This is a genomic window from Pseudomonas sp. Marseille-Q5117 (genome assembly GCF_946901175.1).
Classification (GTDB): Bacteria; Pseudomonadota; Gammaproteobacteria; order Pseudomonadales; family Pseudomonadaceae; genus Aquipseudomonas; species Aquipseudomonas iranensis.
In genome coordinates this window covers 97,017-109,226 of record NZ_CAMPPP010000001.1, presented here as the reverse complement: position 1 = coordinate 109,226, position 12,210 = coordinate 97,017, and the positions used below count along the sequence as shown (strand labels likewise).

Annotated in this window: 8 protein-coding genes and 4 tRNA genes; 11 read left to right on the top strand and 1 reads right to left on the bottom strand. The window is 57.7% G+C overall.

All coding sequences use genetic code 11. From position 1 onward, the window contains the following. The first annotated feature begins 8 nt into the window (after nucleotides 1-8). The 10 genes from OC605_RS00460 to OC605_RS00415 all read left to right on the top strand — a co-directional run bounded on the left by OC605_RS00460 (nucleotide 9) and on the right by OC605_RS00415 (nucleotide 9,406). Nucleotides 9-85: transfer RNA gene (locus OC605_RS00460), tRNA-Arg, on the top strand. A gap of 32 nt (nucleotides 86-117) precedes the next feature. Then, nucleotides 118-193: transfer RNA gene (locus tag OC605_RS00455), tRNA-His, on the top strand. A 57-nt stretch (nucleotides 194-250) separates the two neighbouring features. Further along, nucleotides 251-335, top strand: a tRNA-Leu gene (locus tag OC605_RS00450). 77 nt (nucleotides 336-412) lie between these two features. Beyond that, nucleotides 413-488: transfer RNA gene (locus OC605_RS00445), tRNA-His, on the top strand. A 401-nt stretch (nucleotides 489-889) separates the two neighbouring features. Next, nucleotides 890-2,200: a trigger factor gene (gene tig / locus OC605_RS00440; RefSeq protein WP_016775337.1), complete on the top strand. Its 1,311-nt coding sequence runs from the start codon at nucleotides 890-892 to the stop codon at nucleotides 2,198-2,200. Between the two features lie 92 nt (nucleotides 2,201-2,292). Further along, complete coding sequence (clpP, locus tag OC605_RS00435) at nucleotides 2,293-2,928, top strand: ATP-dependent Clp endopeptidase proteolytic subunit ClpP (protein ID WP_016775336.1); 636 nt, start codon at nucleotides 2,293-2,295, stop codon at nucleotides 2,926-2,928. A gap of 113 nt (nucleotides 2,929-3,041) precedes the next feature. Continuing rightward, complete coding sequence (gene clpX / locus OC605_RS00430) at nucleotides 3,042-4,325, top strand: ATP-dependent Clp protease ATP-binding subunit ClpX (protein ID WP_016775335.1); 1,284 nt, start codon at nucleotides 3,042-3,044, stop codon at nucleotides 4,323-4,325. 163 nt (nucleotides 4,326-4,488) lie between these two features. Further along, nucleotides 4,489-6,885: an endopeptidase La gene (gene lon, locus OC605_RS00425; protein ID WP_016775334.1), complete on the top strand. Its 2,397-nt coding sequence runs from the start codon at nucleotides 4,489-4,491 to the stop codon at nucleotides 6,883-6,885. A gap of 149 nt (nucleotides 6,886-7,034) precedes the next feature. Continuing rightward, nucleotides 7,035-7,307 (top strand): HU family DNA-binding protein, encoded by a 273-nt coding sequence (locus tag OC605_RS00420; RefSeq protein ID WP_016775333.1) that lies wholly within the window; start codon nucleotides 7,035-7,037, stop codon nucleotides 7,305-7,307. Nucleotides 7,308-7,534: 227 nt separating this feature from the next. Further along, nucleotides 7,535-9,406: a SurA N-terminal domain-containing protein gene (locus OC605_RS00415; protein ID WP_262136016.1), complete on the top strand. Its 1,872-nt coding sequence runs from the start codon at nucleotides 7,535-7,537 to the stop codon at nucleotides 9,404-9,406. Nucleotides 9,407-9,954: 548 nt separating this feature from the next. Here the strand turns inward: OC605_RS00415 and OC605_RS00410 are convergent. Beyond that, nucleotides 9,955-11,160 carry an MFS transporter gene (locus tag OC605_RS00410; protein ID WP_262136015.1) on the bottom strand — a complete coding sequence of 402 codons (1,206 nt, stop codon included), beginning with the start codon at nucleotides 11,158-11,160 and terminating at the stop codon, nucleotides 9,955-9,957. Nucleotides 11,161-11,280: 120 nt separating this feature from the next. Between OC605_RS00410 and OC605_RS00405 the strand changes: the two genes are divergently transcribed. Continuing rightward, on the top strand, nucleotides 11,281-12,180 hold the full coding sequence (locus OC605_RS00405) for a LysR family transcriptional regulator (RefSeq protein ID WP_262136014.1): 900 nt from the start codon (nucleotides 11,281-11,283) through the stop codon (nucleotides 12,178-12,180). Nucleotides 12,181-12,210 lie beyond the last annotated feature (30 nt).

The following is a 12,210-nucleotide window of genomic DNA, read 5'->3' as shown; positions in this document are numbered from 1 at the left end:
TTAACAAGGCGCCCGTAGCTCAGCTGGATAGAGCATCCGCCTTCTAAGCGGATGGTCGCAGGTTCGAGTCCTGCCGGGTGCGCCATTAGGCAGCTTTGGCACAAGTAACGCGATATGGTGGGCGTAGCTCAGTTGGTAGAGCACGGGATTGTGACTCCCGTTGTCGTGGGTTCGATCCCCATCGTCCACCCCATATTTCGAAAGGCGCCAGATTTAACGGTCTGGCGCCTTTGCTTTAAAAGCTTCATCCGCGGATGTGGTGGAATTGGTAGACACACTGGATTTAGGTTCCAGCGCCGCGAGGCGTAAGAGTTCGAGTCTCTTCATCCGCACCAAATAAAGCTTCATCTGTGCCTAGGGCCTGATGCAGTTTCGACAAAGAAGTTGTTTGGCTTTTTTGTTACGCAATATGGTGGGCGTAGCTCAGTTGGTAGAGCACGGGATTGTGACTCCCGTTGTCGTGGGTTCGATCCCCATCGTCCACCCCATATTCCGAAAGGCGCCAGATTTAACAGTCTGGCGCCTTTTTTGTTTTAGCGGTTTCGAAATCCGGCCATGGCCGATTTCGAAGCGCAGGGCAGGGCACTTCATCGCTTTTAAAGGATCGGATGACGCTGAACTGCTCGTCGTTCCGGTTTTGCCGGAACGCCTGTCGGGGCGGATTTGATAGTTGCTTCTATATATAGAAGCGTTGCTGCAGAGCCCTGACGTGATCGCTTGTATTCGCCAGTGGAGTGCACGGCATTCGTGCGGCGCTCCCTATAAATTGCCTGCTGTTTTTTTACCCGTTTCCAGTAGGGTGACTTCTTGAGTTTGACCCACTAGAATGCATGCCCTTGATTCTGGGGTCGGAAACGGCCGGCTAACGTCTGTGCAACGAGGAATATCCATGCAAGTTTCTGTTGAAAATACTACTGCTCTCGAGCGCCGCATGAGCGTCACCGTGCCGGCAGAGCGCATCGAGACTCAGGTCAACAAGCGTCTGCAGCAGACTGCCCAAAAGGCCAAAATTGCTGGCTTCCGTCCAGGCAAAGTGCCAATGAGCGAAATCAAGCGCCGTTTCGGTGCTGATGCGCGTCAGGAAGCGGTAGGCGACGTCATCCAGTCTTCCTTCTACGAAGCTGTGGTCGAGCAGAAGCTCAACCCTGCCGGTTCGCCTTCGATCGAGCCAAAGTCGCTCGAAGCGGGCAAGGATCTGGAATACGTTGCTGTATTCGAAGTCTTCCCTGAGTTCACCGTTGCTGGCTTCGAAGGCATCACCGTTGAGCGTCTGAGCGCTGAAGTGGCTGACGCTGACCTGGACAAGATGCTCGACATCCTGCGCAAGCAGAACACCCGTTTCGAAGTGGCCGACCGTGCCGCGCAGAACGAAGATCAGCTGAACATCGATTTCGTTGGCAAGGTTGACGGCGAAGTATTCGCTGGCGGCTCCGCCAAGGGCACTCAGCTGGTACTGGGTTCCGGCCGCATGATCCCGGGCTTCGAAGAAGGCCTGGTTGGCGCTAAGGCTGGCGAAGAGCGCGTTCTGAACCTGACCTTCCCTGAGGACTATCAGAACCTGGACCTGGCTGGCAAAACCGCCGAGTTCACCGTGACCGTCAACACTGTGTCCGAGCCTAAGCTGCCTGAGCTGAACGAAGAGTTCTTCGCTCAATTCGGCATCAAGGAAAGCGGCATCGACGGTTTCCGCACCGAAGTTCGCAAGAACATGGAGCGTGAACTGCGTCAGGCGATCAAATCCAAGGTCAAGAATCAGGTAATGGACGGTCTGCTGGCCACCAACCCGATCGAAGTGCCAAAGGCTCTGCTGTCCAACGAAGTTGACCGTCTGCGCGTGCAGGCTGTTCAGCAGTTCGGCGGTAACATCAAGCCAGACCAACTGCCGGCCGAGCTGTTCGAAGAGCAAGCCAAGCGCCGCGTCGTGCTGGGCCTGATCGTTGCTGAAGTGGTCAAGCAGTTCGACCTCAAGCCTGACGAAGCTCGCGTTCGCGAAATGATTCAGGAAATGGCTTCCGCTTACCAGGAGCCAGAGCAGGTCGTGTCGTGGTACTACAAAAACGAGCAGCAACTGAACGAAGTGCGTTCGGTTGTGCTGGAAGAACAAGTTGTGGATACTGTTCTGCAGAAAGCTAGTGTGACCGACAAATCGGTCTCCTACGAAGAAGCAGTCAAGCCGGTAGAAGCTCCAGCAGCCGACTGATTGATTTTGCGTTAGAAGTGCACACCATAAGCCAGCTCTCGAGCTGGCTTATGCGTATTCAAGACATAACTATTTGGGAGCGACTGCAGAGCATGTTCCGTAATTCTTATATTCAGCAGAACTCTGATATCCAGGCCGCCGGCGGCCTGGTCCCGATGGTTGTCGAGCAGTCCGCTCGTGGCGAACGCGCCTACGACATCTACTCGCGCCTGCTCAAGGAGCGAGTGATCTTTCTGGTGGGCCCGGTAGAGGACTACATGGCCAACCTGATCTGTGCGCAACTGCTGTTCCTTGAAGCGGAAAACCCGGACAAGGACATCCATCTGTACATCAACTCGCCGGGCGGTTCGGTGACTGCCGGCATGTCGATCTACGACACCATGCAGTTCATCAAGCCGAACGTGTCGACCACCTGCATCGGTCAGGCCTGCAGCATGGGCGCATTCCTGCTCACCGCAGGTGCACCGGGCAAGCGTTTCTGCCTGCCGAACTCGCGCGTGATGATTCACCAGCCACTGGGCGGTTTCCAGGGCCAGGCGTCGGACATCGAAATCCACGCCAAGGAAATCCTCTTCATCCGCGAGCGTTTGAACATGCTGATGGCCAAGCACAGCGGCCGTACTCTGGAAGAAATCGAGCGCGATACCAATCGCGACAACTTCATGAGTGCCGAAGCTGCGAAGGAATACGGCCTGATCGACGAAGTGATCAACCAGCGTCCAGCTTAATATAAGCAGCGCAAAAACAGGCCTGATCGGCATGTCCGATCAGCGGCGGGCTTGAAAAAGCCCGCAATAGCCTTCATCTTGTGTTGCAAGCCTATCGGATTTGGATCGAACGAATGACTGACACCCGCAACGGCGAGGACAACGGCAAGCTGCTCTATTGCTCCTTCTGTGGCAAAAGCCAGCATGAAGTGCGCAAATTGATTGCCGGCCCCTCGGTCTTTATCTGCGACGAGTGCGTCGACCTGTGCAATGACATCATCCGCGAGGAGGTGCAGGAAGCACAGGCCGAAAGCAGCGCGCATAAATTGCCTTCGCCTAAAGAAATCAGCGGCATCCTTGACCAGTACGTCATTGGTCAGGAGCGTGCGAAAAAGGTTTTGGCCGTAGCGGTGTACAACCACTACAAGCGCCTGAACCAGCGTGACAAAAAGGCTGACGACGTCGAACTCGGCAAGAGCAACATCCTGCTGATCGGCCCGACAGGCTCCGGTAAAACCCTGCTGGCCGAAACACTGGCCCGCTTGCTGAACGTTCCGTTCACCATCGCTGACGCAACCACCCTCACCGAGGCAGGTTACGTGGGCGAAGATGTCGAGAACATCATTCAGAAGCTGCTGCAGAAGTGCGATTACGACGTAGAGAAAGCCCAGATGGGCATTGTCTACATCGATGAAATCGACAAGATTTCCCGCAAGTCCGACAACCCGTCGATCACCCGTGATGTTTCCGGTGAAGGCGTGCAGCAGGCCTTGCTCAAGTTGATCGAAGGCACGGTCGCTTCGGTTCCGCCGCAAGGTGGCCGCAAGCATCCGCAGCAGGAATTCCTGCAGGTCGACACCCGTAACATCCTGTTCATCTGCGGTGGTGCGTTCTCCGGTCTGGAAAAGGTCATTCAGAACCGTTCCACCAAAGGCGGCATCGGCTTCAACGCCGAAGTGCGCAGCAAGGAAGAGGGCAAGAAGGTTGGTGAATCCCTGCGTGAAGTCGAGCCTGACGATCTGGTCAAGTTCGGTCTGATCCCGGAATTCGTCGGTCGTCTGCCGGTCCTGGCGACACTGGACGAGCTCGACGAGGCTGCGCTGATGCAAATCCTCACCGAGCCGAAAAATGCTCTGACCAAACAGTATGCCAAGCTGTTCGAGATGGAAGGCGTGGATCTGGAATTCCGTTCCGACGCGCTGAAATCGGTCGCCAAGCGTGCCCTGGAACGTAAAACCGGTGCCCGTGGCCTGCGTTCGATTCTCGAAGGTGTGCTGCTCGACACGATGTATGAGATCCCCTCGCAGTCCGAGGTGAGCAAAGTCGTGATCGATGAAAGCGTGATCGAAGGCAAGTCCAAGCCACTGTATATCTACGAAAACAGTGAGCCGACGGCCAAGGCAGCGCCGGACGCGTAAGTGTTCACAGCGCCGCAACAAAGAAGGGGCCTTCGGGCCTCTTTTTTTTTAAGTCGTTTTTTACCTCCGCTTTGCGCTTGTTTTTTTTCGAGGCAGCCCCCATCTTGGTTTCAAGCTTAATTCCATCTGATTACGGCCATACGGCCGCCGTAGAGGCGAAATCATGAAGACAACCATCGAATTGCCTCTCCTGCCATTGCGTGATGTCGTGGTTTATCCGCACATGGTTATCCCGCTGTTCGTGGGGCGCGAGAAATCCATCGAAGCCCTCGAGGCAGCGATGACGGGTGACAAGCAGATTCTGCTGCTGGCCCAGCGAAACCCGGCTGACGATGATCCCGGTGAAGACGCTCTCTATCGCGTAGGTACGATTGCCACGGTTCTGCAACTGCTGAAGCTGCCTGACGGCACCGTCAAGGTTCTGGTCGAAGGCGAGCAGCGTGGTACTGTCGAGCGTTTCAGCGAAGTCGATGGCCACTGCCGCGCCGAAGTGTCTCTGATCGAAGAAGTCGACGCCGCCGAGCGCGAGTCGGAAGTCTTCGTGCGCACACTGCTGTCGCAGTTCGAACAATACGTCCAGCTGGGCAAGAAGGTTCCGGCTGAAGTCCTGTCGTCGCTCAACAGCATCGATGAGCCGGGTCGTCTGGTCGACACCATGGCCGCGCACATGGCGCTGAAAATCGAGCAGAAGCAGGAAATCCTCGAGATCATCGATCTGTCGGCCCGTGTCGAACACGTGCTGGCGCTGCTGGATGCCGAAATCGACCTGCTGCAGGTTGAAAAACGCATTCGCGGTCGCGTCAAAAAGCAAATGGAGCGCAGCCAGCGCGAGTACTACCTGAATGAGCAAATGAAGGCCATTCAGAAAGAACTCGGTGACGGCGACGAAGGCCACAACGAAATCGAAGAGCTGAAAAAGCGCATCGATGCTGCCGGCCTGCCGAAAGACGCGCTGGCCAAGGCGACTGCCGAGCTGAACAAGCTCAAGCAGATGTCGCCAATGTCGGCTGAGGCCACCGTGGTGCGTTCCTACATCGACTGGCTGGTGCAGGTGCCGTGGAAGGCGCAGAGCAAAGTACGCCTCGACCTGGCCCGTGCAGAAGACATTCTCGACGCCGATCACTACGGCCTCGAAGAGGTCAAGGAGCGCATCCTTGAATACCTCGCCGTGCAGAAGCGCGTGAAGAAAATCCGTGGCCCGGTGTTGTGCCTGGTCGGTCCACCAGGCGTGGGTAAAACCTCGCTGGCGGAATCGATTGCCCATGCCACCAACCGTAAATTCGTACGTATGGCCTTGGGCGGCGTGCGTGACGAAGCGGAAATTCGTGGTCACCGCCGGACCTACATCGGTTCGATGCCGGGAAGATTGATTCAAAAGATGACAAAAGTGGGCGTACGCAACCCGCTGTTCCTGCTCGATGAAATCGACAAGATGGGTAGCGACATGCGTGGCGATCCGGCGTCGGCGTTGCTGGAGGTGCTCGACCCCGAGCAGAACCACAACTTCAACGATCACTATCTGGAAGTCGATTACGACCTCTCTGATGTGATGTTCCTGTGCACCTCGAACTCGATGAACATCCCGCCAGCGCTGCTGGACCGGATGGAAGTCATCCGTCTGCCGGGTTACACCGAAGACGAGAAGATCAACATCGCCGTGAAATACCTCTCGCCGAAACAGATCGCCGCCAATGGTCTGAAGAAGGGCGAGCTGGAGTTCGACGAGGAAGCCATCCGCGACATCATCCGTTATTACACCCGTGAAGCGGGCGTGCGGGGCCTCGAGCGGCAGATCGCCAAGGTCTGCCGCAAGGCAGTGAAAGAGCATGCGCTGGAAAAACGCTTCTCGGTAAAAGTGACAGCTGATCTGCTCGAGCATTTCCTCGGCGTGCGCAAGTTCCGCTACGGCCTGGCCGAGCAGCAGGATCAGGTGGGGCAGGTGACTGGCCTGGCGTGGACTCAGGTTGGCGGCGAATTGCTGACCATCGAAGCCGCAGTGATTCCGGGTAAAGGGCAACTGATCAAGACCGGTTCGCTCGGTGATGTGATGGTCGAATCGATCACTGCCGCACAGACCGTTGTGCGCAGCCGCGCCAAGAGCCTGGGCATCCCGCTGGACTTCCACGAGAAGCGCGACACCCATATTCACATGCCGGAAGGTGCTACGCCGAAAGACGGCCCTAGCGCTGGCGTGGGCATGTGCACCGCGTTGGTCTCGGCATTGACCGGCATTCCGGTGCGCGCCGATGTCGCCATGACCGGTGAGATCACTTTGCGTGGTCAGGTGTTGGCAATTGGCGGTTTGAAAGAAAAACTGCTGGCGGCACATCGCGGCGGAATCAAGATTGTGATTATTCCGGAAGAAAACGTCCGCGATCTGAAGGAGATTCCTGACAATATCAAGCAGGATCTGCAGATCAAACCGGTTAAATGGATTGACGAGGTCCTGCAAATTGCGCTGCAATACGCGCCGGAGCCCTTGCCGGATGTGGCTCCGGAGATAGTTGCCAAGGACGAAAAACGCGAGTCTGATGCCAAGGAAAGAATTAGCACGCATTAATACGTTTTAGCCTGGGGGGCTTTCCTTGACAGCATTTTAGAGCCCTTGTTATAAAGCGGCTCTTAAGTGTCTGTAGGCCATTCAGCACTCGTTTTTGCTTTCACCAAAAAACTTAGAAACATCTCAAAATAGATATAAGGGGACTTAGAGTGAACAAGTCGGAACTGATTGATGCTATCGCTGCATCCGCTGATATCCCGAAAGCTGCTGCTGGCCGTGCGCTGGACGCTGTAATCGAATCCGTCACTGGCGCTCTGAAGGCTGGCGACTCCGTTGTTCTGGTTGGTTTCGGTACTTTCTCCGTGACTGACCGTCCGGCTCGTACCGGTCGCAACCCGCAAACCGGCAAGTCTCTGGAAATCCCGGCTGCCAAGAAGCCAGGTTTCAAAGCCGGTAAAGCGCTGAAAGAAGCTGTTAACTGAGTTTCCAGGTTTTTACCCATCCGGGTCGGGGTCAAGCCTGACTTGGCAGCGGAGCGGTAGAGCAGGTGGCTGAAAGAGCCACCTGTAACGCCGGGATCGAGGGTTCGAGCCCTGTCCGCTCCGCCAGTTACGAGAAGGCGCATCCTCGGATGCGCCTTTCTTCTATCCGGATTCTACCCACGCTCCACGGTTGCCTAAATTGAAGTTCAACCGTTTCTGGGGGACGCATGCTGCAGAATATCAGGGACAATTCACAAGGCTGGATTGCCAAGACCATTATCGGGGTCATCGTTGCACTGATGGCCCTGACCGGTTTCGATGCCATTTTCCAGGCCACGACTCACAAGAACGAGGCGGCCAAGGTCAACGGTGACGAAATCAGCCAGAACGAGCTGAGCCAGGCCGTTGATATGCAACGCCGTCAGCTGATGCAACAGTTGGGCAAGGACTTCGATGCTTCCTTGCTCGACGAAAAAATGCTGCGCGAATCGGCGCTCAAAGGCCTGATCGACCGCAAGTTGCTGCTGCAAGGCGCCGAACAGGCGAAGTTCTCGTTCTCCGAAGCCGCGCTGGATCAAGTGATCCTGCAGACGCCTGAATTCCAGGTCGATGGCAAGTTCAGCTCCGAGCGTTTTGACCAGGTGATCCGTCAGCTGGGCTACAGCCGCATGCAGTTCCGCCAGATGCTGGCTCAGGAAATGCTCATCGGCCAATTGCGCGCTGGCGTTGCCGGCAGCGGTTTCGTCACCGACGCCGAAGTGCTGGCATTCGCCCGTCTGGAAAAACAGACCCGTGATTTCGCCACTTTGAACGTCAAGGCCGACCCGGCTGCGGTCAAGCTGACCGATGACGAGGTCAAGGCTTACTACGACGAGCACGCCAAGGAATTCATGACGCCGGATCAGGTGATCATCGATTACGTCGAGCTGAAGAAGTCGTCGTTCTTTGATCAGGTTGCGGTCAAGGAAGAAGACCTTGAGGCGGCGTATCAGAAAGAGATCGCCAACCTGGCGGAACAGCGTCGTGCCGCGCACATCCTTATCGAAGTGAACGACAAGACAACCGAAGCGCAGGCGAAGGCGAAGATCGACGAAGTCCAGGCGCGTCTGGCCAAGGGTGAGAAGTTCGAAGCGCTGGCCAAAGAGTTCTCGCAGGACCCGGGTTCTGCCAACAATGGTGGTGATCTCGGTTACGCCGGTCCTGGCGTTTACGATCCGGCCTTCGAAAAGGCTCTGTACTCGCTGTCGAAAGACCAGGTGTCCGAGCCGATTCGTACCGACTTCGGTTATCACCTGATCAAGCTGTTGGGCGTGGAAGCGCCTGAAGTGCCGACCCTGGCCAGCCTGAAAGACAAGCTGACCCGCGAGCTGAAAGCCGCTCAGGTCGAGCAGCGTTTCGTTGAGGCGACCAAGCAACTGGAAGACTCGGCGTTCGAAGCCTCTGACTTGGCGCAGCCAGCAGCGGATCTGAAACTGACCGTGCACACTTCCAAACCGTTCGGCCGTGAAGGTGGCGAAGGTGTTGCAGCCAACCGTGCCGTGGTCACTGCTGCGTTCAGCCCGGAAGTGATTGATGAAGGTGCCAACAGCACCGCCATCGAACTGGATCCGGAAACCGTGATCGTGCTGCGTTCCAAGGAGCACCTGAAGCCCGCGCAATTGCCACTGGAAAGCGTGAGCGCGGCGATCCGTACTCAACTGACCAAGGAGCACGCCAGTGCCGAGGCCAAGACCCGTGCCGAGAAGCTGATCGCTGATCTGCGCGACGGCAAGGCGCCGCTGGACAAGGCCATCGATGGCCAGAACTGGAAGATCACCGAAGCGGCCACCCGTGGTCAGGAAGGGGTTGATCCGGCTGTGCTGCAGGCACTGTTCCGTATGCCGAAGCCGGCTGCCAAGGACAAGCCGACGTTCTCCAGCGTTACCTTGCCGGATGGCAGCCTGATGGTTGTGCGACTCAACGGTGTTAACGAAGCTGCCGCGCCTACTGATGAAGAGAAGGCGCAATATCGTCGTTTCCTCGCTTCCCGTGAAGGGCAGCAGGACTTTGCGGCGTATCGCAAGCAACTGGAAGCTGAGGCGAAGATCGAGCGGTTCTGATCTTTTGACTGACGTTTAAAGGAGCCCCGGCCTGTTGGTCGGGGCTTTTTTATTTTTGGTGGCTTGGCGGCCTTTGGGCCGGCCATGCTCTGGGTGGTTTGGGTGAATACCCGTTTCTTCGGGTGCGGCGGCTGGCGGTTTCGCCCTTACGGCGAGGCACTTTTTCCAGACGCCCGGAATGCCGGCCCAGAAAAAAGTACCCAAAAAGGCTTGCTCCTACGTTCGGCCCTCGCAGGCTCGGGTTCCTTCGCTGCGGGAGCGGCTCCGGTTTGCTTCGCTGCACCTCCTTCCGCTGTGTCTGGCTGCGCCAGACGGTCGCTACGCTCCCACCCCCGGATCAATCCCTCCGTTCAGCCTTCCGACGTCGCCGGTGGATCAAGATCAAGAGCACTCGAGCTTGCGCTCATTGTTGAGTGGGGCGGCTGCGCCGCGGGCAGCTGCGCTGCTTTGCCTTTCTGTGGGAGCGAGCCTGCTCGCGAAGGCGGCTTGGCAGCCGACCTCTCTCTTGGAGGAGAGACAGATTCAGGCCGTTCATTCGATCAACAATCTCACCGTCCCGATGGGAACCCATGCCCGCTGGCCATCACCGCCGCATACAGCGTCAACACCAGCAACCCCGCAACAATACATGGAAATGCCCCGACCCCGACATTTCCCATCAACAACCCGCCCGCCAATCCTCCGCCGGCAATACCGACATTCCAGAGTGTTACCAGCATCGATTGCGCGGTGTCGGCTGCTTGAGAAGCAGTTTTCGCTGACGCGGTTTGCAGCAGCGAGGGCATTGCGCCGAATGCCAGTCCCCAGGCGCTAACGGCCGCGTAAACCACGCCGGGCGATGCGCGCCACAGAGCCAAGGCTATCGCCGCGAGCAGGAACAGTGCCGCACTCCCGAGTACCAGTTCACGCAACCAGCGATCGATCAGGCTGCCGACGATCCACAGACTCATCACTGACGCCAGGCCGAACGCCAGGAGTACGCGATCAATGTCCGAAGCCAGACCGGAGGGTTGCAGGAACGGCGCGATGTAGGTGTACAGAAGGTTATGCGCCACGACGTAGGACAAGGTTACAAACAGTACCGATCGTATGCCGGGCAGGGTGAATACCTGACGCAAGGGCAGGCGCTTTCCTTCAGGTTCGCCGGCGAAGTCCGGGACTCGAATGTGCACCCAGATCACCAGCACTATTGTCAGCGCCGTCATGATCGCAAAGCTCAGTTGCCAGCCCGCCATCGTTCCCAATAGCGTCCCGGCTGGTATGCCTAGTGATAACGCCAGTGGCGCGCCGAGCATGGCGACGGTGATGGCGCGGCCTTGCAGATGGGAAGCGACCATGCGGCTGGCGTAGCCGGCCAGGAGTGCCCAGAGCAGGCCGGCGAAGATGCCAGCGATGAAACGTGCGCCCAGGGTCAGCCAGTACAGCTCGGACACGGCAGTGATGCTGTTGGCCACGGCGAAGCCGGCGATTGCGGTCAACAGCAATGGTTTGCGGCGCCAACTGCGGGTGGCGATGGTCAGGGGGATCGCCGCAAGCATTGAGCCGACGGCGTACAGCGTGACCAATTGCCCGATCAGCGCTTGAGATACGTTCAGGCCGGCGCTCATTTGTGGCAGCAGTCCCGCTGGCATCGCTTCGGTCATGACAGTGATGAAACCTGCCGTGGCCAGCGCCAGCAGTGCGCCGTAGGGCAGGCGTTCGCGGTTTTCGGTCGGTTGCGCAAGCGCAGTGGAAGCGAGGTTGGCGTCGGTCATGTTGCTGCGTCCCTGTTGTGGTCAATGTTGAGAAACACAGGGTAGGGCGCTGCGCATTGCGGAAAAACAGGTTAGGGTTCCGAACATATCGGACATGGATGTCACTAATCGGAGATGTGAATGGATAGCCTGGGCAGCATTTCGGTATTTGTGCAGGTCGCCGATACTCGCAGTTTCACCGAGGCCGGCCGCTTGCAGGGCGTGTCATCGTCGGCGGTCGGCAAGAGCATTGCGCGGCTGGAAGCGCGACTTGGCGTGCGCTTGTTCAATCGCAGCACTCGCAGCATCACCCTGACCTCCGAAGGCGCGTTGTTTCTCGAGCGTTGCCGCAGGATTCTGGCGGAGGTGGAGGCGGCGGAGTTCGAGCTGTGCAATGCCACCTCGGCGCCCCACGGTCGGCTGCGGATCAGCCTGCCTCAGGTGCACGAACTGGTCATGCCGGTGATGACCGAATTCATGGCGCTGTACCCGCACATTGAGCTGGATCTGGACCTCACCGACCGTATGGTCGATGTCATCGATGAGGGTTTCGATGCAGTGATTCGTACCGGCAAGCCCAAGGACTCTCGGCTGATGGCGAGGCCGTTGGGCGAGTTTCATCTGGTGCTGGTGGCGAGCCCGGAGTATCTGCAACAGCGGGGCGAACCATGTACACCGGGCGATTTGGCCGATCACGTCTGTTTGCGCCACACCTTCCACGCTACCGGCAAACTGGAAGCCTGGCCGTTGCGCCGTGCAGAGGGCGCGCCGGAACCGATATTGCCGCTGCGCCTGCTCAGTACCTCGATCGAGGCGGTGCAGCATGCGGTGCTGGCGGGCATGGGCATTGCCTGTCTGCCGGATTTCATGGTGCGCGAAGCGGTGCGCCAGGGTCGCTTGCGCCAGATACTTGATGAGCATGTCGAGCACGCCGGACAGTTCTGGGTATTGTGGCCGTCGAGCCGACAGGCGACGGCGAAATTGCGCGCGTTGATCGATCATTTGTCCACGCGGCTTTTTCCTGGCGGTCATGATCGGTAAAGTTGTAACCGATTCTTGACACTATTCCAT